Below are 23,182 nucleotides of genomic sequence, written 5' to 3'. Positions count from 1 at the left end.
AAGCGGAGCCCCGCAGTCGCGAACGGAAGGCGGGCCCGGTGAGCGCGAGGAGTGCAGCGAAGCGGAGCCCCGCAGTCGCGAACGAAAGGCGTGACCCGGTGAGTGTCGAGGAGCGCGGGCAGCGGGAGGAGACGACCTGGCAGACCCTGCGTCGGGGCCTGGCGCTCTCGCCGGAGCTACGGATCGGTCTGGCCGGCACGTTGGGCCTGGCGTTGGTCTACATGGTCGGTCGGGTCGCCGTGCCGGTGGCGGTGCAGCAGGGCATCGACCGGGGCCTCGTCGGCGGTCTGAACCTGACCGTGGTCTGGACGGTGGTGGCGATCACCGCGGCGATCCTGACGATCACCACGATCTGCGGCTACCTGATGATGCGCCGGCTGTTCACGGTCAGCGAGACGGCGTTGGCCAATGTCCGGACGCGGGCGTTCCGGCACGTGCACGACCTGTCGATGTTGCACCAGCAGTCGGAGCGGCGGGGTTCGTTGGTCTCGCGGGTGACCAGCGACGTCGACCAGATCACCCAGTTCCTCCAGTGGGGCGGGGTGATCCTGCTGGTCAACCTGGGTCAGCTGGTGGTCACCACCGCCGTCATGCTGGCGTACTCCTGGCAGTTGACACTGGTGGTGCTGGCCGCGTTCCTGCCGGCGGTGTTCGTCATCCGGCAGTTGCAACGTCGCCTCGGCTCGGCGTACGCGACGGTGCGCCAGCGCACCGGGACGCTGCTCGGCGCGATCGGCGAGAGCGTGGTGGGCGCGCCGGTGATCCGGGCGTACGGGATCGCCGGGCGTACGGAGCGGCGGCTGGACGAGGCGATCGACAAGCAGCGCCTGGCGCAGCAACGGGCGATCCGGATCAGCATCGTGGGCAGCTCGGTCGGGGAATTGGCGGCGGGGCTGGCGCTGGCCGGCGTGGTGGTGCTGGGTGTGGTGTTGGGGGTGGACGGCACGCTGTCGATCGGCCAGCTGACCGCGTTCCTCTTCCTGGTGACGCTCTTCATCCAGCCGGTGCAGATCGCCACCGAGGTGCTCAACGAGGCGCAGAACGCGATTGCCGGCTGGCGTCGGGTGTTGGACGTGCTGGACGTCGCCCCGGACGTGGCCGACCCGGGGGAGCAGGGGCGGGAGTTGCCGGGCGGGCCGCTGGACATCCGGTTCACCGGGGTGCGGTTCGCCTATCCGGGTGGGCCGCCGGTGTTGCACGACATCGAGCTGGAGATCGCGGCGAAGAGTCGGGTGGCGGTGGTCGGTGAGACCGGCAGCGGCAAGACCACGTTCGCCAAGCTGCTGACCCGGCTGATGGACCCGTCGGCCGGGGCGGTGCTGCTGTCCGGGGTGCCGTTGACGGATGTCCGGTTCGATTCGCTGCGCTCGCGCGTGGTGATGGTGCCGCAGGACGGGTTCCTGTTCGACGCGACAGTGGGGGACAACGTCCGTTTCGCTCGTCCGGAGTTGACCGACGAGCAGCTGAGCACCGCCTTCACCGAGCTGGGTCTGTCGGACTGGCTGGAGGGTCTGCCGGCGGGCCTGGACACTCCCGTCGGGGAGCGCGGCGAGGCGCTCAGCGTCGGCGAGCGTCAGCTTGTCGCGTTGGCCCGCGCGTACGTGGCCGACCCGGATCTGCTCGTGCTCGACGAGGCGACCAGCGCGGTGGACCCGGCGACGGAGGTGCGGTTGCAGCGCACGCTGGACGCGGTCACCCGGGGCCGGACCACCCTCGCGATCGCGCACCGGCTCTCCACGGCGCAGGCCGCCGACGAGGTGATCGTGGTGGACCGGGGTCGGGTGGTGCAGCGCGGCCCGCACGACGAGCTGGTCCGCGACGCCGACTCGGTGTACGGGCTGCTCTACGCCTCCTGGTTGGAGCAGACCAGGTGAGGTGCTGCGGTGTGGTGGACGCCGACGGTCGGGTGCTCTAGGCTCCGGGTTAGGTAAGCCTAACCTTCTAAGGAGGTCGCGCCCATGCGGCCCAACTCCGCCGAGATCGTCCGTACCCTCGTCGCCGGCCGCCTGCCCGGTCTGGTGCACCTGGCCCACCGGCCGGGCCCGCACCACGCCCGGCACGTCACCGACTCGGACGGGCGGGTGCTGTTGCTGGTGCCGGTGGCCAGTCACCTGGCCGCCGCCCTGCAACCGGCGCCCGGCAGCGGTGACGTCGCGGTGGTGCTCGACGTGCTCGACCTGCCGCCCGCCGCCGGTGCGCCCGGCCTGGGGCGGGCCTGGGTGTCCGGCTGGGCGGCCGAGCTGCGCGGCGACGAGGCCCGCCAGGGCGCTGTCGACTTCGCCGCGGTCGAGCCGACCGGGGACCTGCTCGACCTGGGCACCCGGTTCCGGTTGTTCCGCTTCGAGGTGGTCGAGGTCCGTTGGGAGCGGGCCGGCGTCGTGCACCGGATCGACCCGGTGGCGTACGCCGAGGCCGAGCCGGACCCGGTGCACCCGGTCGAGGCCCGTCTGCTCGCCGACCTCGCCGAGTGCCACGGCGCCCAGGTGACCGAGTACCTGTGCCAGCAGCTCGGGTTGACCGGGCAGACCCCGGACGGACCTCCCCGGGTGGTGCGCATCGACCGCTACGGGCTGCTGGTCGCCCTCGGTCGACCCGGTGCCCGACGTCGGGTCCGGCTGACCTTCCCGAACCCGCTGGCCGACCCAGCCGACCTCCCCCGTCTGCTCCCCCCACTGCGACTCACTGCCGCCACCCACCCACCCCACTAGCCCCCCCAGGCCCCGGCCCTCCGCCGCGCCGATCTTGCACTTTCGGTTGCCGATATGCGAGTTGCATCCCTTATGTCGGCGCAGAAAGTGCAAGATCGCGGGAGGGGGTTGGGGTCGAGGGGGCTAGGTGGGGTGGGGTCAGGTCGGCAGCGGGCCGGTGAGGTAACGCTGGATCGTGGGGCCGACCATGACCGCCAGGGTTTCCGGGTCGGCCGAGGCGACCGGCTCAAGGCGTACCACGTGCCGCATCATGGCCAGGCCGATCATCTGGCTGGCCACCAGGGAGCCCCGCAGCGGCAGCTCGGCCGGATCGACGTCGAGGTTTTCGAGTACCCGGCGCAGCACCTGGGTGGTGACGAACTCCCGCAGCAGTCGAGCCGTCCACTCGTTGCTCACCGCGGAGCGCAGCAGTGCCTGCGCGGCGCTCCCGGCCGGGGAGTCCCAGACGCCGAGGAACGTACGCACCATCCGCTCGCCGACGGCGTCCCGGTCACCGGCGAGCACTTTCGGCACCAGCTGACCGGGGTCGACCGGAAAGTTCATCGCGGCCAGGAAGAGCTGGTCCTTGCTGCCGAAGTAGTGGTGCACCAGCGCGGGATCGACCTCAGCCGTGCCGGCGATGGCCCGGATCGAGGCGGCGTCGAAGCCCCGTTCGGCGAACGCCGCCCGCGCCGCGTCGAGGATCGCCTCCCGGGTGCCCGGTTTGCCGGGTCGCCGGCCGGTTCGCCGCGTCATCGCCGCCCTTCGTTCGTCCGCCTGGGCCCGTGGTGGGCCGGCCCGGTCAACGCCGGGGTCAGCAGCCGTGCCGGCCGCCGCCCCCGGCGTCGGCGGTCAGCCGCTGCGTCGGCGCAGGGTCGCCGCCGCGAGCACCAGCGCCAGCACCACCGCGCCGAGCACCACCGCGACATCCCGCCACATCCGGCCGGTCGGTTCGGCGTGGGCACCGACCTCCTGCAAAGCCTCGATGGCGTACGACAGGGGGAAGGCGTCACTGAGCGCCTGGAGCCAGCCGGCCATCTGGTCGCGGGCCACGAACAGCCCGCAGAGCAGCAGTTGGGGGATCACCACGACCGGCAGGAACTGTACTGCCTGGAACTCGGTGCGGGCGAAGGCACTGCACAGCAGCCCGAGGGCGACGCCGAGCACCGCGTCGAGCACGGCGATCCCGATCACCAGCCCGATGCTGCCGGCGGTCTCCAGACCGAAGATCCAGTACGCCACGGCGGCGGCGACGGCGGCCTGCACGGCGGCGGCCAGCCCGAACGCGATGCCGTACCCGAAGAGCAGGTCGAGCTTGCCCAGCGGGGTGGTGAGCAGCCGCTCCAACGTGCCCGAGGTGCGTTCGCGCAGCATGGCGATGCTGGTCACCAGAAACATGATCACGAAGGGGAAGATGCCGAGCATCACCAGCGCGATCCGGTCGAAGGTGCTCGGCTGACCGGGCGGGGTCGGCTGGTCGGCGTACATGAAGTAGACCAGGGTGAGCAGGACGGCCGGCACCACCACGAGCAGCGCGATGGTCCGCCGGTCGTGCCGGAGCTGACGCAGGATGCGGCCGGTGGTGGCGGCGAGGATTCGCGGGCTCATGCTGTCTCCCGTGCGGCGGTCGCGTCGGTGCTGGTGGAGGCGGCCTCGCCGGCCCGGATGAGCCGCAGGAACGCCTCGTCGAGGTCGTCCACACCGGCGGCGGCGCGGATCGCCGCCGGGCTGTCGTCGGCGATCAACCGCCCCTGACGGATCAGCAGCAGGCGGTCGCACCGGGCCGCCTCGTCCATCACGTGGCTGGACACCAGCAGTGTGGTGCCGGCGGCGGCCATCGCGTGGAACCGGGCCCACAGGTCAGCGCGCAGCACCGGATCCTGACCGACGGTCGGCTCGTCGAGGATGACCAGCTCCGGCTCCCCGACCAGGGCGCACGCCAACGAGGCTCGGCTGCGTTGACCGCCGGAGAGGGTGCCGACCAGCTGACCGGCCGCCTCGGCCAGCCCGACATCGCTGATCGCCCGATCGGCCTCGGCGCGCCCACGCCCGTACAGGGTCGCGAAGTAGCGGGCGTTCTCCCGGACGGTCAGGTCGGCGTAGACGCTCGGCGCCTGGGTCAGGTAGCCCACCCGGTGTCGCAGCGCGGGAGTGCCCGCCGGTTGGCCGAGCACGGTGACCGTCCCGCTGGCGACCACCTGCACCCCGACCACCGCGCGCATGAAGGTGGTCTTGCCGCTGCCACTGGGGCCGAGCAGCCCGGTGACCGCGCCGCGCGGCACCCGGCAGCTGATGCCGTCCAGCACCCGCCGCCCACCCCGGTCGACGACCAGGTCCCGGACGGCTATCGCATCGTCCATCGCACACCTCCACAGAAACTCATCATCTGTTGAACTCAACGCTAGATGAAATACCGCGCCGCACGCAACGGCCCGGAATCGACAACTGGGCGCCGACCGTTGCGCCCAGTGCGAGAACGGGCAGTAAGCTCCGGACCGGACACGAAGTCCGCCAACGGGCATTGCGCACCGATCGGACGTGCGGCACGATGGCGCCGTGGGTCACGCTCCGTTACCGGATAGCGGTTTTCTCGAGGATTGGGCCGCGCGGTTGCGGCAGGCCGCCGAGCGGCCGGTCGTCGGCATCCTGTTGCGCGGCAGCCACGCCCGCCGCGCCGCCACCGCGCACAGCGACGTCGACCTGGACGTGCTGGTCGGCGGCGCCCCGTACGCGGCCCGCCGGGCCTACCTGGCCGAGTCCGCAGGCCAGCTCACCCACGTCTCGGTGGCCGCCCGTGACGTCCGGTCCTGGGTGCACCGCCTCGGCGAACCGGCCGACTGGGCGTTCGGGCTACCGGTCACCGCGCCGGCGCGGCTGCTCTGGGCCGACCCGCACTGGCGGCCCCGGATCGACCTGCCAGTGCTGTGTCAGCCCGCCGAGCCGCCCCGGCTGGAAGAGATGATCGCCACGCTGGGTAAGGCCGCCGCCGCCCGCGCGGCCAACGACCGCCTCGGGGTCCGGCTCGCCGTCGCCGACCTGGCGCGGCTCTGCCCCTCGGTGCTCCGCCCGGCCAACCCGTCCGTGCGGGTCCACTCCCGCCGGGCGGCCTTCGCGGCGGCCCTGGAACTGCCGGTGACCCCACCGGGCTACCGGTCGGACATGCTGCTCTGCCTCGGGCTGCGCCCGGGCGCTACCGGGCAGCTCTGGGCCGCCGCCGTCCGGTTGGTCGCCGGCACCCTGCCGTTGATCCGGCCGTACGCCGAGGAGATCGCCGACACGGCTGGCGCGGACCTGGCCGCCGCCCTGGTCGACGGCCGGTTGGACCGCTACGTCGCCCAGTTGGCGCGGCCGGCGGGGCCCGCGCCGCAGCCCTCGTCCCCGCCGCAGACCCGGCCCTCGGGGCCCTCGCCGCAGCCCTGGCGGGAGCGGTCGGCGGCGCCCGCGCCGCGTGCGGGAGAATTGCTCACTGTGCCCGTACCTGACCCGCCGGTGACCGGCGTACCCAGCGACCCGAACGAGCTGGCCGCGCCCGCGCCGGCGCGCCCCTCCCGGCTCGACCCGGCCATCGCGGCCCAGCTGCGCCGCACCGCCGACGGTCTGGTCGCCGCCGTGGTGCGCGCGCACGACTCCGGTGAGGTGCTGATGGTCGCCTGGATGGACGACGAGGCGTTGCACCGCACCCTGACCACCGGCCGGGCCACCTACTGGTCGCGCAGCCGACGCGAATACTGGGTCAAGGGCGCCACCTCAGGGCACCACCAGTACGTGCGGTCGGTCGCCCTGGACTGCGACGGGGACGCGCTGCTGGTGAGCGTGGACCAGGTCGGCGCGGCCTGCCACACCGGCCACCGGACCTGCTTCTTCACCGAGCTGCCCGTCACCGGGACGGAGGCGCACTCATGACCGACGGCTCGCTCAGCCCTGACCTGGCCACTTTCACCGCGTTGGCCGCCGAGTGGCGGGTGGTGCCGGTGACCCGGCGGCTGTTGGCCGACGCGGAGACCCCGGTCGGCGTCTACCGCAAGCTGGCCGGTGGGCCGGGCACGTTCCTGTTGGAATCGGCTGAGCAGGGCGTTGGTTCGGCCGGGATGGCCTGGTCGCGGTACTCGTTCATCGGGGTACGCAGCAGCGCCACCCTGATCGAACGCGACGGCGTGGCGACCTGGCTCGGCCAGCCGCCGAGCGGGCTGCCCACCGAGGGTGACCCGGTGCGGATGTTGCGGGAGACGGTCGCGGCGCTGGCCGGGCCGGTCGGGGACCCGTCCGACGGTCTGCCGCCGTTGACCGGGGGCATGGTCGGCTACCTCGGCTACGACCTGATCCGGCGGTTCGAGCGGTTGCCCGAGCTGACCGAGGACGACCTGGGCGTCCCGATGGTGGGCATGATGCTCGCCACCGACCTGGTGGTGCTCGACCACTACGACGGCTCGGCGATCCTGGTCGCCAACGCGGTGCTGCCGCCGTTGGACGCCCCGGACCGCGCCCCGCAGGTCGCCGCCGCCTACCACCACGCGGTGGGCCGGTTGGACGCGATGACCACGGCGTTGTCCCGGCCCATCCCGCCGATGATCTCCACCGTCGAGCGTCCGCCGGCCGGAGAGGTGCTCTGCCGTACGCCGGAGGGCGGTTATCCGAAGGCGGTGGAGGCGGCCAAGGAGGCGATCCGGGCCGGTGAGTGCTTCCAGATCGTGCTCTCCCAGCGTTTCGAGCGGACGACCCACGCCGACCCGCTGGACGTCTACCGGGTGCTGCGCACCAGCAACCCCAGCCCGTACATGTACCTGTTGCGCTTCGACGGGTTCGACATCGTCGGCTCGTCTCCGGAGGCGCACCTGAAGGTCACCGGCGGCGCGGACGGGCGGCGCCGGGCGTTGCTGCACCCGATCGCCGGCACCCGGCCGCGAGGTGGCACCCCCGCCGCCGACGCGGCGCTCGCCGCCGAGCTGCTCGCGGACCCGAAGGAGCGGGCCGAGCACGTGATGCTGGTCGACCTCGGCCGCAACGATCTGGGTCGGGTCTGCCAGCCCGGCAGCGTGGAGGTGCCCGAGTTCGCGACCATCGAGCGGTACAGCCACGTCATGCACATCGTCTCCACCGTCACCGGCACGTTGCGTGACGACCAGAGCGCCTTCGACGCGTTGGCGGCGACCTTCCCGGCCGGCACGCTCTCCGGGGCGCCGAAGGTGCGGGCCATGGAGATCATCGAGGAGTTGGAGCCGGTCCGTCGTGGTCTCTACGGCGGCACCGTCGGCTATTTCGGCTTCGGCGGCGACCTGGACATGGCGATCGCCATCCGGACCGCGTTGATCCGCGACGGCCGCGCCTACGTGCAGGCCGGGGCCGGTGTGGTCGCCGACTCGGACCCGGCCGCCGAGGATCAGGAGACGCGGAACAAGGCAGCGGCCGTGCTGGCCGCGATCGCGGCCGCCGAGACCCTCCGGCCCGCTCGGTGAGCGCGAGGAGTGCAGCGCAGCGGAGCCCCGCAGTCGCGAACGAAAGGCAGACTCAGTGAGTGGGGAGCGGGCCGTCGTGGGCCGGCGGGCGTTGACGTACGCCGTGCTGCTCTGCCTGGCCGGCGCGGGCCTGGCGCTGTGGGCGGCCACGCGGAGTTGGTCGGTCGAGATGTCGGTACGTCCGGCGCCGCTGCCGCCGGTGCGCGACACGCGCAGCGGTGCGAGTCTGCTGCCCTGGCTGCCGGCGTTGGCGCTGGTGACCCTGGCCGGGGGTGGTGCGGTGCTGGCCACCCGGGGCCGCCTGCGGCGGGCACTGGGTGTGCTGCTCGGCGTGCTCGGCCTGGCCGTGGCGGCCGGCGGCGGGTACGGGCTGGTGGCCGACGTGGGCGGCGCGGTGAGCCGGCAGTGGCCGGCGCTCTGCTTGCTCGGCGGTCTGCTGGCCGCGGTGGGCGGCTGGTGGACGGCGTTGCGGGGCGGTGAGTGGCCGGCGATGGGCGCCCGGTACGAACGTCCGGCGCGGACCACTGCGCAGGCGGCGTCGGCGCAGGGTGACCCGGCCGGGTCGTCGACCCCGTTGGCGGGGCGGCGGACCACCGAGGCGTGGGACGCGCTGGACCGGGGCGAGGATCCGACGGCCGACTGACGCGGTGGGCGCGGCGGTCGGCGGCTGTCAGCCGACCGGCTGGCGCTCCCACTCGGCGCGGCGACTCGCGGCGCGGGCGGCGGTCAGTTCGGCGACCAGGCGGTTGAGTTCCGCGCGCTGGTCGGCGCGGGCCCGGTCGGCGCAGACCGCCTCCCAGGCGTTGCCCCGTGCCGTCCGCATCCGTGCCTCGCCCACCACGGCCCGTTCCACGGTGTGCACGACCCCGACGGCGAGTGACGCGACCGTCCGCGAGATGGTGGTCAGTCCGATGGTCGGGTGCGGTTCGGAAATGTTCATGGTCACCTCGCACGAGGAGTTGTGGCGTGGGGCAGGCGCGCCATCGAGTCTGCCCGAGGACGATGCTGGCCCGTCGACGTTTCGCCGAGGTGACCGCCCGGTCAACTGTCCCGCCTCGGTCGTGACCTGGGACCGGCCGTTCGGCCTTGAGCTTGCTCACAGCATCGATCCATATCGTTGCCGTCGGGCGGCGGGCGGCAACTGGTGGCATGATCGATGGATCGGCCCGGTCCGACTGCGGCCGTCAGGCTCCGTACCGCGTGACGGTGGTCGATACCGGAGGTGGCGCTGCGTGACAACCCATTCACGGCAGGTCGGCCATTATGCCGCAGCCCTTTTCGTGAGCAGCGCCATACCCCCGGCGTCCGGCGTCGGTCGGCTGCCCCTAGCATCGGCCCATGACGCCCGGAGAGGGGAGTCCGTTCGTGACTGCTGAGCATGCGCACGCGGAGGGGGACGAGGCCGGCCAGGCAGCGTCCGTAAGCGTGCTCGACGAGATTCTGGCCGGCGTGCGTGAAGACGTCGCCCGACGCCAGGAGCAGGTTCCGCTGGAGCGGATCCGTGAACTGGCAGCGGCGGCGCCGCCGCCCATGGACGCGTACGCGGCGCTGCGTAAGCCCGGCGTGGCCGTGATCGCCGAGGTGAAGCGTTCGTCGCCGTCCAAGGGCCGGCTGGCCGAGATCGCCGATCCGGCCGATCTCGCCGTCGACTACGCGGCCGGTGGGGCGCGGGCGATCAGCGTGCTGACCGAGGGGCGCTGGTTCGGCGGTTCGTTGGACGACCTGGCGGCGGTCCGTGCCGCGGTCACCGTGCCGGTGCTGCGCAAGGACTTCGTGGTCTCCAGCTATCAGATCCACGAGGCCCGCGCGCACGGCGCCGACCTGGTCCTGCTGATCGTCGCCGCACTCGAGCAGAACGTCCTGATGGGTCTGCTGGAGCGGATCGAGTCGCTGGGCATGACCGCTCTGGTCGAGGTGCACGACGAGGAGGAGGCCGACCGCGCGCTGGAGGCCGGCGCGCAGGTGATCGGGGTCAACGCCCGTGACCTGCGTACCCTGGAGGTTGACCGGTCGGTGTTCGAGCGGATCGCGCCCGGTCTGCCCAGCAGCGTCGTCAAGATCGCCGAATCCGGCGTTCGTGGCCCGCACGACCTGATCCGGTACGCCTCCGCGGGCGCCGACGCGGTCCTCGTGGGCGAGGGCCTGGTCACTCAGAAGAGCCCCCGCGAGGCGGTCGCCGAGTTGGTCAACGCCGGCAACCACCCGGCAACGCCCCGGCCGGTGCGCTGACCCCGCGCCGGCCTGACGTACCACCGAGAGGATTCGCGATGAGCGCCGACGCGCTGGCCCCGGTGGCCGGCCCGCAGCCCGACTCCGCCGGTCACTTCGGCCGCTTCGGCGGTCGGTTCGTTCCCGAGGCCCTGGTGGCCGCGTTGGACGAGCTCGACGGGGCGTGGCGTACGGCGATGGCGGACGAGTCCTTCCGGGCCGAGTTCGGCGCGCTGCTGCGCGACTACGCCGGCACACCGTCGCTGCTCTACGAGGCCCGGCGGTTCTCGGCGAAGGTCGGCGCGCGGGTGCTGCTCAAGCGCGAGGACCTCAACCACACGGGCGCGCACAAGGTGCGCAACGTGCTCGGCCAGGCGCTGCTCACCAAGCGGATGGGCAAGACCCGGGTGATCGCGGAGACCGGTGCCGGTCAGCACGGTGTCGCCACCGCGACCGCCGCCGCCCTGTTCGACCTCGAGTGCGTGGTCTACATGGGCGAGGTCGACACCGAGCGGCAGGCGCTCAACGTGGCCCGGATGCGGATGCTCGGCGCGACGGTCGTTCCGGTCACCAATGGTTCGCGCACCCTCAAGGACGCGATGAACGAGGCGATGCGCGACTGGGTGGCCAACGTCGACGAGACGCACTACCTGATCGGCACCGCCGCGGGCCCGCACCCGTTCCCGGCGATGGTGCGCGACTTCGTCCGGGGCATCGGTGACGAGGCCCGCCAGCAGTGCCTGGACCTCACCGGTGGGCTGCCGGACGCCGTCACCGCCTGCGTCGGCGGCGGCTCCAACGCGCTCGGCATCTTCCACGCGTTCGTGGGCGATCAGGCCGTGCGGCTGTACGGCTTCGAAGCCGGCGGCGACGGGGTGGCCACCGGCCGGCACGCGGCGAGCATCACCGGCGGGTCCGCCGGGGTGCTGCACGGCACCCGCACCTTCGTGCTGCAGGACGCCGACGGGCAGACCCTGGAGTCGCATTCGATCTCCGCCGGCCTGGACTACCCCGGTGTCGGGCCGGAGCACGCGTGGCTGCACGACACCGGCCGGGCGAGCTACCTGCCGGTCACCGACGACGAGGCGATGGCCGCCTTCGAGCTGCTCTGCCGCACCGAGGGCATCATCCCGGCGATCGAGAGCGCCCACGCGCTCGCCGGCACCGTCGCGCTGGCCCCGAAGCTCGCCGCCGAGCTGGGCCGGGAGCCCACCATCGTGGTCAACCTGTCCGGGCGGGGCGACAAGGACGTGCACACCGCCGGCGACTACTTCGGCATCCTCGACAAGGAGCGGTGAGATGAGCCGGATCGGGGTGGCCTTCGACAAGGCCCGCGCCGACGGACGGGCACTGCTGGTCGGCTGCATGCCGGCCGGGTTCCCGACCGTCGAGGGCAGCATCGCCGCGATGACCGCCATGGTCGAGGCCGGCGTCGACGTCATCGAGGTGGAGATCCCCTACTCCGACCCGGTGATGGACGGTCCGGTGATCCAGCGGGCCAGTGACATCGCGCTGGCCGGGGGCGTACGCACCGCGGACACGATGCGCATCATCGAGGCGGTGGCGGCGACCGGTGCCCCGGTGGTCACCATGACCTACTGGAACCCGGTCGAGCGGTACGGCGTGGATGTCTTCGCCCGTGACCTCGCCTCGGCCGGCGGCACCGGCCTGATCACCCCGGACCTCATCCCCGACGAGGCCGACGAGTGGCTGGCCGCCTCGGACGCGCACGGTCTGGACCGCACGTTCCTGATCTCGCCGTCGTCCACTGACGCCCGGCTGGCGATGACGGTGCGGCACTGCCGCGGCTTCGTCTACGCGACCGCCGTGATGGGGGTGACCGGTGCGCGGGCGCGTACCTCCGACGCCGCCCCGACGCTGGTGTCGCGGGCCCGCGCGGTGACCGACCTGCCGGTCGGTGTCGGCCTTGGTGTGGGCACCGGCGCGCAGGCCGGCACCGTCGCCGGTTACGCCGACGGGGTGATCGTGGGCAGCGCGTTGATCCGGTGCCTGCTCGACGCGCCCACCGAGGCGGAGGGGCTGGCCGCCCTGCGTACCCTCAGCGCCGAGCTGGCCGAGGGCGTCCGTAACCCCAGCCGCTGAGCCCGCCCTCGACGACCCCTCGCCGCTCGCGGCGGCCGTCCGCGCCGCGTGGGGGCATTTTGCCTGTCGCTCATTCGCATGAGGCGGCGGCGAAGGTGTCTGCGGGCACGCGACGAAGCTCGGAACGGTTGCTGCTTGTCAGGGGTGCAGGGACGGGTTCGCGGCCTCGCCGCGTTGCTCCGGCGGCTGCCCCGCCCCCGGATGCCCGTCCTGGCCGGTGCCGGGCCGCTGCCCGTCCTGGCCGGTGCCGGGCCGCTGCCCGTCCTGGCTGGTCCCGGGCGACTGCCTGTCCTGGCTGGTTCGCGGCGGCTGCGTGCCCTGGTCGGCTGCCGGCCGGCCCTCCTCGGCGGGCCGAGCCGCCGGGAGTGACGCGGGGTCGGCGGTGTCGGGTGCCCAGGGGACGTCGCGGAGCACCCCGGAGCGGCCGGCGGTCGCGTCGGTGACGGCGGCCCGGGTGAGTGGGGTGACCACCGCGGGCAGCGCGTCGGGGGAGTGCCAGGACAACCGGCAGCCCGGCGGTGGGTCGCAGGAAGGTCGGGCCCCGGCCGCGCGGGCCCGGAACACGTGCGCGAGGACGTCCGGCAGCGGCCCGGCGCGCCCGGCGGCGGCCACCCCGGCCGGGCCGGCAAGGTGGTAGACGCCGACCAGGTCGACCAGTTCGATGTCCCAGCCGGTCTCCGCGCGGATGTCCCGGAGGGCGGCCCGCACCGGGCCCTCGGCCGGACGCAGCCGCCCGCCGGGCAACGCGTAGCGGCGGGTGCCCCGGCCCTGCTGGCAGAGCAGCACCCGACCGGTGTCGTCGGTGACGACCGCGGCGACCGCCCAGGTGAGCGCGCTCATGGACAAAGAGCCTACGACGGTGCAAACCAGAAGTCATCGGGATGCGCGCTCCCGCCGCCCGGGGTGCCGCTGCGGGGGTGTGCAGCGGTAGCGTGTGCACCCGTGACCCTCGCCTCGCTCTCTCCCCAGGCGGCCCTGCCCAGTCCCAGCACCGCGGTCTGGCAGCTCGGGCCGGTGCCGATCCGGGCCTACGCGCTCTGCATCATCGCCGGCATCGTGCTGGCCTGCTGGGTGACGGAGCGCCGGCTGCGGCAACGCGGCGTCGCGCCCGGCGCGGTGCTCGACATCGCCGTCTGGGCGGTGCCCGCGGGCATCATCGGCGCCCGGATCTACCACGTGATCACCTCACCCGAGAAGTACTTCGGCGCCGGTGGGGACCCGATGAAGGCGTTCGCCATCTGGGAGGGCGGTCTCGGCATCTGGGGTGCTGTCGCCGGTGGGGCGGTCGGCGCGTGGATCGCCGCCCGGCAACTCGGCATTCCGTTCAGCGTGGTGGCCGACGCGCTGGCCCCCGGGCTGCCGCTGGCCCAGGCGGTCGGCCGGGTCGGCAACTGGTTCAACAACGAACTCTTCGGTGCCCGGACCACACTGCCGTGGGGTCTGGAGATCCATCGGATGGACCCGGACAACCCGGGCCACGCGCTGCGTGACGACGCCGGGCAGCCCATCCTCGAACCGGGCCTCTACCAGCCCACCTTCCTCTACGAGGCGCTGTGGAACCTCGGCGTGGTGGCCCTGGTGCTCATCCTCGACCGCCGGCTCAAGCTGGGCCGGGGCCGGGCGTTCGCGCTCTACGTGATGGGTTACACCGCCGGCCGGTTCTGGATCGAGCTGATGCGCACCGACGAGGCCAACCAGATCCTCGGCGTACGCCTCAACGTCTGGACCGCCGCCCTGGTCTTCCTCGGTGCCCTGATCTACTTCGTCCGGGTGCGCGGCCCTCGGGACTACCTGATCCCGCTGGGCGCGGCGACGACGACCCCGCCCCCCACCTCCGACCTCTCCCAGGTCGACCTCTCCGAGCGGGAGACCCCCGCGCGGGCCGCCGCGCCGGAGGGTTACCGGGTGGTGAGCGAGGAGCAGTACGCCGCCTGGCGGGACACCGGCGTCGTACCGCCGACGAGCGCCGACGACTCCCGGCCGGACGACGGCGAGCCGTCCGGCGACACGGTTCCCGCCGACGTCGCGTCGCGCGACGACGAGCCGACGGACGAGCCGTCCGCAGAGCGCACCGAGCGGGCCGACGCCACTGGCGCGCGTCCCGCCGACCGGGACAGCTGAGCGGAGGCGGCACCGATGCGAAGCGCGGTGGTGGTCGGCGCAGGGGTCGGTGGCCTCGCGGTGGCCGGCGCGCTGGCCCGTTCCGGCTGGCAGGTCACAGTGTTGGAACGCGCCGAACGGGTTCGCCCCGAACCGACCGCCGTGGTGCTCTGGCCCAACGGTGTCCGCGCGCTGCAGGCCCTCGGTCTCGGCGCCGGGCTGGCCGCCATCGCCACCCCGTTGCCCGACGGTGGCGTCCGTCGCCCGGACGGGCACTGGCTGGTGCAGCCCCGGCCGATCCCGGCCGACCGGATGCCGGTGGTGGTGCACCGGGAGGACCTGCACGACGCGTTGATCGCCGGCCTCGGTGACCGGGTCGAGCTGCGGACCGGGGTGACGGTGCGCCACGTCCGTGTCGAGCCGGGCGAGCGACCGGGCGTCAGCGAGGGGCGGCACACCATCGAGGCCGATCTGGTGGTCGCCGCCGACGGCACGGACAGCGGCATCCGCCGCCAACTCGCACCCGAGTCCCGGGTGGTCAGCTCCGGGTGCGCCGCCTGGCGGGCCGTCATCCCCTGGTACCAGGCCCCTCGACTCCCCGACGACCAGCCGTTGGCCGGTGAGATTCTCGGCGCGGGTTACCGGTTCGTGGCCGCGTCGCTGGGTGAGCGCGGTTCCTCGGGCGGGTCCAGCCGTGGCGGCATCTACTGGGTGGCCACCGCCGCCGGCGCGCCACGCCCGGAACCACCGGAGACCCAGCTCGCCCTGCTGCGCCGCTGGTACGCGGACTGGCCGGCGCCGGTCGGCGCGCTGCTCGAGGCCACCAACCCGGCCGACCTGGTCCAGCAGGAAGTTCGCGAGCTGCGCCCGCTGCCCCGGGCGTACGGCTTTCCGGTCGGTCCCGGTGGGGTGGTGCTGCTCGGCGACGCGGCGCACGCCATGCCGCCGCACCTCGGGCAGGGCGCCTGCCTCGCGTTCGAGGACGCCGCCACTCTCTCCTCGCTGCTGCGGGAGGCGCGGCTGCCCGACGCCGTCGTGGCGTACGACCGGGTGCGCCGTCCCCGGGCCGCGACGGTGGTCCGGCAGACCCGGCGGATGTCGGCGGTGCTGCAGACCCGGGGCCGACTGGCGCTGCGCGCCCGGGACGCCGCCCTCGGCACGATCAACTCGCGGCTGCTCTCCAGCGCCGCCGCCTCCGCCGCGCAGTGGCGCCCACCGACCTGACCTCGGTCGCCGGGCAGGGCAGGCGGGCGCGGCGGGTCAGGAGATGAGGGCGGCGGGTTCGGCGATGCAGGCGGTGCCGATGCGGCGGAAGCCGACCCGCAGGTAGACCCGCGCGATCTCCTCGCTGCCGGCGGAGAGGAAGACCAGGTCGGTGCCGGCGGCCAGCAGTTCCCGGGCCAGGGTGGCGGTGAGCGCGGCGCCCAGCCCGCGTCGCCGGGCGGACGGCAGGGTGGCCACCCCGGCGATCTCCGCGACGTCGTCCACCCGCATCGCCATGCCGCTGGCCAGCGCGCCCTCGGTCGGCGTGCCGGCCAGCGCGGAGATCCGCCGGCCGTCGGCGATCCGGGCGCGCTCCTCGTCGAGCGCGGCCAGTTCGAGTTCGGTGACGGCGGCGTCGCGCTCGGCCGGGCCGGCCTCACCGCGCGCGGTGCCGGCGGCGGCGAACGACACCGCTGCCACCGCACGCCGGGCGGCGACATCGGCGGCGAAGCCGGGGGAGTCCGCCGCCAGCACCCGCACCGCCGCGTCGGACAGCGTCGCCGGGTCGGGCAGCGCGCTGGGGTCGAGCACCATCAGCGGCGCCTCCAGCACGTTCAGCCCCGCCGAGCGGGCCACCGCCAGCAGCTCGGGCGTCGTCTCGTGCACCCACTCGAAGGCTTCCGGCAGACCCAGCTTCCGCTGGCGCTCGCGGACCGACGTCACGTCGGCGAGCGACGGCGGCTCGGTGGCGTCGATGCGCGGGCGGGCGTAGAACGGCCACCCGGCGCCATCGCGGACGAACAGCACCAGCCCACCATGCTCCTCCGCACCGGCGGCGTCGCGGGGCACCGCGTCGTAGAAGCGTTCCAACCGGTCGAAGACGTGCTTGTGTAGCGGATCCACCGCGCGAGACTACACGTCCCAGCCAGTGGACGGTGTGATCAATCTCGGGTGGCCGTGCGACCCCGGCCCTAACGTAGACTCAATAGACCCACGGGCCGACGTCGTCCCCATCATGATCCAACCTGAGTGACGACAGGAGGCCCGGTGGCTCAGCCGTACGCGGACACAGCACAGCCGCACCCGCACAGCCCGCAGGCGTCCCCGACGCCCCACCCCCGTCCGGCCGCCCAGGGCCTCTACGACCCAGCGCAGGAGCACGATGCCTGCGGCGTGGCCTTCGTGGCGGACCTGCACGGCCGGCGTTCCCACTCGGTCGTCGCCAACGGGCTCGGCGCGCTCTGTCGGCTGGACCACCGGGGCGCCCGCGGCGCGGAACCGAACACCGGCGACGGCGCCGGCATCATGATCCAGGTGCCCGACGCGTTCCTGCGCGCGGTGGCCGACGTCGCGCTTCCCCCGGCGGGCGAGTACGCCACCGGGCTGGTGTTCCTTCCCGACGACGATGCCGCCGAGGCGCGTGCCCGGCGGGTGGTCGAGAAGTACGCGCTGGTCGAGGGCGCCGATCTGCTCGGCTGGCGGGACGTGCCGACCGACGCGGGTGACCTGGGCGAGACCGCCCTGGCGGCGATGCCCCGGGTCCGGCAGATCTTCCTGGCCGCGCACCGGCTGACCGACGCGCCCGGCGGGCCGGCCGGCTCCCCGCTGCGCGGCATCGAGCTGGACCGGGTGGCGTTCTGTCTGCGCAAGCAGGCCGAACGGGAGACCGCCGAGCGGGGCGTTCCGGCGTACTTCCCGTCGCTGTCCAGCCGCACCATGGTCTACAAGGGCATGCTCACGCCGGACCAGTTGCCGGCGTTCTATCCCGACCTGCGCGACGAGCGGGTGGAGAGCGCCATCGCGCTGGTGCACTCCCGCTTCTCCACCAACACCTTCCCGTCCTGGCCGCTGGCGCACCCGTACCGGTTCATCGCCCACAACGGCGAGATCAACACGATCCGGGGCAACCGCAACTGGATGCAGGCCCGCGAGGCGCTGCTGCGCTCGCCGAAGGTGCCGGGCAACATCCGGCGGATCTTCCCGGTCTGCACGCCCGCCGCCTCCGACTCGGCGAACTTCGACGAGGTCCTGGAGCTGCTGCACCTGGCCGGGCGGAGCCTGCCGCACGCGGTGCTCATGATGATTCCGGAGGCCTGGGAGAACGACCCCGGGATGGACCCGGCCAAGCGTGCCTTCTACCGCTTCCACGCCAGCCTGATGGAGCCGTGGGACGGTCCGGCCTCGGTGGCGTTCACCGACGGCGAGATCGTCGGCGCGGTGCTGGACCGCAACGGGCTGCGCCCGGGGCGCTGGTGGCAGACCGACGACGGGCTCGTGGTGCTCGGCTCAGAGGCGGGCGTCCTCGACCTCGACCCGGCCCACGTGGTCGCGAAGGGGCGGCTCCAGCCGGGCCGGATGTTCCTGGTCGACACCGTGGCCGGGCGGATCGTGCACGACGAGGAGATCAAATCCGAGTTGGCCGCCGCCGAGCCGTACGGCGAGTGGCTGCACGCCGGGCTGATCGAGCTGAACGACCTGCCGGCCCGCGAGCACACCGTCTACACGCACGACTCGGTGCGCCGCCGGCAGCAGACCTTCGGCTACACCGAGGAGGAGCTGAAGATCCTGCTCGCGCCGATGGCCCGCACCGGCGCCGAGCCGCTCGGCTCGATGGGTACGGACACCCCGATCGCGCCGCTGTCGACCCGGCCGCGGCTGCTCTACGACTACTTCCACCAGCTCTTCGCCCAGGTCACCAACCCGCCGCTGGACGCCATCCGCGAGGAGCTGGTGACCAGCCTGGCGTCGACCATCGGGCCGGAGGGCAACCTGCTCGACCCGGGCGCGGCGAGCTGTCGGCAGATCGTGCTCCCGCATCCGATCATCGACAACGACGAGCTGGCGAAGATCCTCTCCATCGACGAGGACGGCGACCTGCCCGGCTTCAAGGCGGTGCGGGTCTCCGGGCTGTACCGGATCAGGGAGGGTGCCGCCGGGATCAAGGCACGGCTGACCGAGATCTGCCGGCACGTCTCCGAGGCGATCGAGGACGGCGTGCGCATCCTGGTGCTCTCCGACCGGGACTCCAACGCCGACCTGGCACCGATCCCGTCGCTGCTGCTCACCGCCGCCGTGCACCAGCACCTGGTGCGGGAGCAGACACGTACGCAGGCGGCGCTGATCGTCGAGTCCGGCGACTGCCGGGAGGTGCACCACGCGGCGGTGCTGATCGGCTACGGCGCGGCGGCGGTCAACCCGTACCTGGCGTTCGAGTCGGTGGAGGATCTGATCTCCACCGGCGCGCTGGCCGGCATCGAGCCCGCCGCCGCGGTGCGCAACTACGCCAAGGCGCTCGGCAAGGGCGTCCTGAAGATCATGTCCAAGATGGGCATCTCGACGGTCTCCTCGTACTGCGGCGCGCAGGTCTTCGAGGCGGTCGGCCTGGACACCCGGCTGGTCGAGCGTTACTTCCGGGGCACCCCCAGCCGCATCGGCGGGGTGGGTCTCGCGGGCGTGCACACCGAGGTGGCCGCCCGGCACGCGCTGGCCTGGCCGCCGGCCGGCGCGGCGGCTTCCGACCGGCTGGAGGTCGGCGGCGAGTACCAGTGGCGCCGCGAGGGTGAGCTGCACCTGTTCAACCCGGAGACGGTCTTCCTGCTCCAGCACGCCACCCGCAGCCGGCAGTACGACGTGTTCCGCCAGTACACGGCGAAAGTCGACGCGCTCGCCGCGCAGGCCGGTTCGCTGCGCGGGCTGTTCACCCTGCGTACCGGGGTCCGCCCGGCGGTGCCCCTGGACGAGGTCGAGCCGGCCTCCGAGATCGTCAAGCGGTTCGCCACGGGCGCCATGTCGTACGGGTCGATCTCGGCGGAGGCGCACGAGACGCTGGCCATCGCCATGAACCGGCTCGGCGGCAAGTCCAACACCGGCGAGGGCGGCGAGGACGTCGATCGGCTGCACGATCCGGCCCGCCGTTCGGCGGTCAAGCAGATCGCCAGCGGCCGGTTCGGCGTGACCAGCGAATACCTGGTCAACGCCGACGACCTCCAGATCAAGATGGCCCAGGGCGCCAAGCCGGGCGAGGGTGGTCAGCTGCCCGGCAACAAGGTCTGGCCATGGATCGCCCGGACCCGGCACGCCACCCCCGGCGTGGGTCTGATCTCCCCGCCGCCGCACCACGACATCTACTCCATCGAGGACCTGGCGCAGCTCGTCCACGACCTGAAGTGCGTCAACCCGGCCGCCCGGGTGCACGTCAAGCTGGTCAGCGAGGTGGGTGTCGGCACGGTCGCTGCCGGCGTGGCCAAGTTGAAGGCCGACGTCATCCTCATCTCCGGGCACGACGGCGGCACGGGCGCGTCTCCGCTGAACTCGCTCAAGCACGCCGGCACCCCGTGGGAGCTGGGGCTGGCCGAGGCCCAGCAGACGCTGCTGCTCAACAAGCTGCGTGACCGGGTCACCGTGCAGGTCGACGGTCAGCTCAAGACCGGCCGGGACGTGCTGATCGCGGCGCTGCTCGGCGCGGAGGAGTTCGGCTTCGCGACCGCGCCCTTGATCGTCGAGGGCTGCGTGATGATGCGGGTGTGTCACCTGGACACCTGCCCGGTCGGCATCGCCACCCAGAACCCGGTGCTGCGGGAGCGCTTCACCGGCAAGCCGGAGTTCGTGGAGAACTTCTTCCTCTTCCTCGCCGAGGAGGTCCGGGGCTACCTGGCCGAGCTGGGCTTCCGGTCCATCGAGGAGGCGATCGGGCAGTCCGAGCTGCTCGACGTGGCCCCGGCGGTCGCGCACTGGAAGGCACACGGGTTGGACCTGGCGCCCGTCCTGCACCTGCCGGAGCTGCCCGCCGGTGCGGCCCGCCGCGGGGTCCGCGCCCAGGACCACGGCCTTAGGCACGCCCTCGACAACGAGCTGATCGCGCTGGCCCGTCCGGCGCTGGCCGAGGGGGCGCCGGTGCGGGTCGAGGTGGCGGTGCGCAACGAGCACCGCAGCGTCGGCGCGATGCTCGGCGGGGAGGTGACCCGTCGCTTCGGCGGCGCCGGCCTGCCCGAGGACACCATCGAGTTCGTGCTGCACGGCACGGCCGGGCAGTCGTTCGGCGCGTTCCTGCCGCGCGGGGTGACCCTGCGCCTGCACGGCGACGCCAACGACTACGTGGGCAAGGGCCTCTCCGGCGGTCGCCTCATCGTCCGTCCGGACGCCGCCGCACCGTTCCTCGACCCGGACGCCGCGCCCGGCCAGCGCGCGGAGGACCAGATCATCGCCGGCAACACCATCCTGTACGGGGCCACCGCGGGCGAGGTCTTCCTCCGCGGCCGGGTCGGGGAGCGGTTCGCGGTGCGCAACTCCGGCGCGGTCGCCGTCGTCGAGGGCGTCGGTGACCACGGGTGCGAGTACATGACCGGTGGCACGGTGGTGGTGCTCGGCGCGACCGGCCGGAACTTCGCGGCCGGCATGTCCGGTGGCACGGCGTTCGTGCACCACCTGGACCGGGCCCGCGTCAACGCGGAGCTCGTCGACCTGATGCCGCTGGGCGAGCAGGAGCAGTCGCTGCTGCACGAGCTGGTCCAACGGCACGTGGCCGAGACCGGGTCGGCGGTCGCCGAGGAACTGCTCAAGCGGTGGCCGGAGGCGGTCGCGGAGTTCACCGCCGTGGTGCCCCGCGACTACCGCCGGGTGCTGGAGATCATGCGGGCCGCCGAAGCCGCCGGCCGCGACGTCGACGACGCGGTCATGACAGAACTGACCGCACCCGCTGTGCCGGCGATGCCGGTGCCGCCCGCCCCGCGGGTGGCTGCCCAGGAGGTGGCACGTGCCTGACCCGAACGGTTTCCTGCGCTACGACCGGCGACTGCCGGCCCGCCGCCCGGTGCCGGTGCGGATCAGCGACTGGCGGGAGGTCTACCCGCCGGCCGGCGAGGACCTCATCCGCGAGCAGGCCACCCGGTGCATGGACTGCGGCATCCCGTTCTGTCACGACGGCTGCCCGCTGGGCAACCGCATCCCGGACTGGAACGACCTGGTGCGCACCGGCAACTGGGACGCCGCTGTGGAGTCGCTGCACGCCACCAACAACTTCCCGGAGTTCACCGGCCGGCTCTGCCCGGCACCCTGCGAGGCGGCCTGCGTGCTCGGCATCTCCGGCGGTCAACCGGTGACCATCAAGCAGGTCGAGGTGGAGATCGCCGACGCCGCCGCCGCGCGTGGGTTCACCCCCCGCGCCGTGCCGGCGCCGTCGGGCCGGTCGGTCGCCGTCGTCGGCTCCGGGCCCGCCGGCCTCGCCGCCGCCCAGCAGCTGGCCCGCGCCGGTCACGCGGTGACGGTGTACGAGCGCGACGACGCGATCGGTGGTCTGCTCCGGTACGGCATCCCCGACTTCAAGTTGGAGAAGCGGCACATCGACGCCCGGTTGGCGCAGCTCACCGCCGAGGGGGTGCGCTTCCGTACGGGCGTGAACGTCGGGGTGGACGTCACCGCCGAGCAGTTGCGTGCGGAGCACGACGCGGTGCTGCTGGCGTGTGGGGCGTTGCAGGGCCGGGACACCCCGGAGACCCGCGGGCGGGCGCTTCGGGGCGTACACCAGGCGATGGCGCACCTGGTCGCGGCGAATCGCGCGGTCGCCACCGCGACCACCGACCAGCCGGGCGTCGCCGTGACCGGCGAGGGTCGGCCGGGTCGGGCGGTGTTGCCGGACGGCACCCCGATCGACGCGGCCGGCAAGCACGTGGTGATCATCGGTGGTGGGGACACGGCGGCCGACTGCCTCGGGGTGGCGCACCGCCAGGGCGCCGCGGGCGTGCACCAGCTCGACCTGTACCCGCAGCCGCCGCAGGAGCGCGACGAGGCACGGGACCCGTGGCCGACCTGGCCGTGGGTGCTGCGCAGCTACCCGGCGCACGAGGAGGGCGGCGAGCGGGTCTTCGCCGTGGCGGTGCAGGAGTTCGTGGACGACGGCACCGGTCAGGTGCGGGCGGTGCGGATCGCCGAGGTGACGGTGGAGAAGCGCGACGGCCGGCGGATCGTCACGGTGGTGCCGGGCTCCGAGCGGGAGTTGCCGGCCGATCTGGTGCTGTTGGCGATCGGCTTCGAGGGCACCGAGCAGCAGCCGCTGCTGGCCCAGTTCGGCGTGGCCCGCAACCCACGGGGCGCCGTCGACGCCCGCGACGACTGGCAGACCGCCGCCGACGGGGTGTTCGTGGCCGGTGACATGCACCGGGGCGCTTCGCTGATCGTCTGGGCGATCGCCGAGGGGCGGGCGGCGGCCGCCGCCATCCACGGCTATCTGGGTGGTGTCGGTGCCTTGCCGGCCCCGGTGGGCCCGGACGCGCAGGCTCTCGCCGCTCGCTGAGCTGCGGGCGCCCGGCCGGTGCGGCAGGTCCGCTGCCGCACCGGCCGGGTATTCCCGCTGGTGAAGCCGCTCACAAAAGTGGGTAAAAGGGTTTAAGCCGGCAAGACTTGTCGGCTGCCGAACCGCGCCGCGATCGGTGT

At 73.3% G+C, this 23,182-nt stretch carries 18 protein-coding genes and 1 pseudogene; 13 read left to right on the top strand and 6 right to left on the bottom strand.

Features of this window, described 5'->3' with window-relative positions:
• Nucleotides 1-98 precede the first annotated feature (98 nt).
• Entirely contained in the window at nt 99-1,874 is a 1,776-nt protein-coding gene (locus ACX27O_RS29185; RefSeq protein ID WP_030334446.1) for an ABC transporter ATP-binding protein, read from the top strand.
• Nucleotides 1,875-1,958: 84 nt separating this feature from the next.
• Nucleotides 1,959-2,708, top strand: coding sequence for a DUF2470 domain-containing protein (locus ACX27O_RS29180; protein ID WP_030334444.1), 750 nt, complete (start codon nt 1,959-1,961; stop codon nt 2,706-2,708).
• 138 nt (nt 2,709-2,846) lie between these two features.
• On the opposite strand, the gene ACX27O_RS29175 is transcribed toward ACX27O_RS29180, so the two are convergent.
• From ACX27O_RS29175 to ACX27O_RS29165, 3 genes are all read right to left on the bottom strand, one after another.
• Entirely contained in the window at nt 2,847-3,443 is a 597-nt protein-coding gene (locus ACX27O_RS29175) for a TetR/AcrR family transcriptional regulator (protein WP_030334442.1), read from the bottom strand.
• Nucleotides 3,444-3,539: 96 nt separating this feature from the next.
• Complete coding sequence (locus ACX27O_RS29170) at nt 3,540-4,295, bottom strand: ABC transporter permease (RefSeq protein WP_030334440.1); 756 nt, start codon at nt 4,293-4,295, stop codon at nt 3,540-3,542.
• A complete protein-coding gene (locus tag ACX27O_RS29165) occupies nt 4,292-5,047 on the bottom strand; it encodes an ABC transporter ATP-binding protein (RefSeq protein ID WP_030334438.1) in 756 nt (251 codons plus the stop codon). The genes ACX27O_RS29170 and ACX27O_RS29165 overlap by 4 nt, the downstream gene beginning before the upstream one ends.
• Nucleotides 5,048-5,645: 598 nt before the next feature.
• Between ACX27O_RS29165 and ACX27O_RS29160 the strand changes: the two are divergent.
• The 4 genes and pseudogenes from ACX27O_RS29160 to ACX27O_RS29145 all read left to right on the top strand — a co-directional run.
• Nucleotides 5,646-5,930, top strand: a pseudogene (locus tag ACX27O_RS29160) (phosphoribosyl-AMP cyclohydrolase); the annotation flags it as partial.
• A gap of 225 nt (nt 5,931-6,155) precedes the next feature.
• The gene (hisI, locus tag ACX27O_RS29155) at nt 6,156-6,590 is read left to right on the top strand and encodes a phosphoribosyl-AMP cyclohydrolase (RefSeq protein WP_030334436.1); all 435 of its coding nucleotides are present in this window, start codon (nt 6,156-6,158) and stop codon (nt 6,588-6,590) included.
• Complete coding sequence (locus ACX27O_RS29150; RefSeq protein WP_030334434.1) at nt 6,587-8,140, top strand: anthranilate synthase component I; 1,554 nt, start codon at nt 6,587-6,589, stop codon at nt 8,138-8,140. The genes hisI and ACX27O_RS29150 overlap by 4 nt, the downstream gene beginning before the upstream one ends.
• A 55-nt stretch (nt 8,141-8,195) precedes the next feature.
• A complete protein-coding gene (locus tag ACX27O_RS29145) occupies nt 8,196-8,783 on the top strand; it encodes a Trp biosynthesis-associated membrane protein (RefSeq protein ID WP_358128129.1) in 588 nt (195 codons plus the stop codon).
• 27 nt (nt 8,784-8,810) lie between these two features.
• On the opposite strand, the gene ACX27O_RS29140 is transcribed toward ACX27O_RS29145, so the two are convergent.
• Nucleotides 8,811-9,080: a hypothetical protein gene (locus ACX27O_RS29140; protein ID WP_210862336.1), complete on the bottom strand. Its 270-nt coding sequence runs from the start codon at nt 9,078-9,080 to the stop codon at nt 8,811-8,813.
• A 485-nt stretch (nt 9,081-9,565) separates the two neighbouring features.
• Between ACX27O_RS29140 and trpC the strand changes: the two genes are divergently transcribed.
• From trpC to trpA, 3 genes are read left to right on the top strand one after another with little or no spacing between them, the layout of a single operon-like run.
• The gene (gene trpC, locus ACX27O_RS29135) at nt 9,566-10,369 is read left to right on the top strand and encodes an indole-3-glycerol phosphate synthase TrpC (RefSeq protein ID WP_030334428.1); all 804 of its coding nucleotides are present in this window, start codon (nt 9,566-9,568) and stop codon (nt 10,367-10,369) included.
• A gap of 38 nt (nt 10,370-10,407) precedes the next feature.
• Nucleotides 10,408-11,646 (top strand): tryptophan synthase subunit beta, encoded by a 1,239-nt coding sequence (trpB, locus tag ACX27O_RS29130; protein WP_030334426.1) that lies wholly within the window; start codon nt 10,408-10,410, stop codon nt 11,644-11,646.
• Nucleotide 11,647: 1 nt separating this feature from the next.
• Nucleotides 11,648-12,451 (top strand): tryptophan synthase subunit alpha, encoded by an 804-nt coding sequence (gene trpA / locus ACX27O_RS29125; RefSeq protein WP_210866164.1) that lies wholly within the window; start codon nt 11,648-11,650, stop codon nt 12,449-12,451.
• Nucleotides 12,452-12,589: 138 nt separating this feature from the next.
• Here the strand turns inward: trpA and ACX27O_RS29120 are convergent, their stop codons facing one another.
• Nucleotides 12,590-13,291 (bottom strand): NUDIX hydrolase, encoded by a 702-nt coding sequence (locus tag ACX27O_RS29120; protein WP_210866165.1) that lies wholly within the window; start codon nt 13,289-13,291, stop codon nt 12,590-12,592.
• A gap of 102 nt (nt 13,292-13,393) precedes the next feature.
• Between ACX27O_RS29120 and lgt the strand changes: the two genes are divergently transcribed.
• Both lgt and ACX27O_RS29110 read left to right on the top strand, forming a co-directional pair.
• Entirely contained in the window at nt 13,394-14,572 is a 1,179-nt protein-coding gene (lgt, locus tag ACX27O_RS29115) for a prolipoprotein diacylglyceryl transferase (protein WP_210857750.1), read from the top strand.
• Between the two features lie 15 nt (nt 14,573-14,587).
• A complete protein-coding gene (locus ACX27O_RS29110) occupies nt 14,588-15,775 on the top strand; it encodes an FAD-dependent oxidoreductase (RefSeq protein ID WP_210857749.1) in 1,188 nt (395 codons plus the stop codon).
• Between the two features lie 36 nt (nt 15,776-15,811).
• Here the strand turns inward: ACX27O_RS29110 and ACX27O_RS29105 are convergent, their stop codons facing one another.
• Nucleotides 15,812-16,657, bottom strand: a complete 846-nt coding sequence (locus tag ACX27O_RS29105; protein WP_357636354.1) for a GNAT family N-acetyltransferase — start codon at nt 16,655-16,657, stop codon at nt 15,812-15,814.
• Between the two features lie 144 nt (nt 16,658-16,801).
• Between ACX27O_RS29105 and gltB the strand changes: the two genes are divergently transcribed.
• Nucleotides 16,802-21,514, top strand: coding sequence for a glutamate synthase large subunit (gene gltB, locus ACX27O_RS29100; protein WP_458940423.1), 4,713 nt, complete (start codon nt 16,802-16,804; stop codon nt 21,512-21,514).
• On the top strand, nt 21,507-23,042 hold the full coding sequence (locus tag ACX27O_RS29095) for a glutamate synthase subunit beta (RefSeq protein ID WP_030334412.1): 1,536 nt from the start codon (nt 21,507-21,509) through the stop codon (nt 23,040-23,042). The genes gltB and ACX27O_RS29095 overlap by 8 nt, the downstream gene beginning before the upstream one ends.
• The last annotated feature ends 140 nt before the right edge of the window (nt 23,043-23,182 follow it).

Source organism: Micromonospora sp. SD19 (genome assembly GCF_054462275.1).
This window is presented reverse-complemented; position numbering and strand designations above follow the sequence as displayed.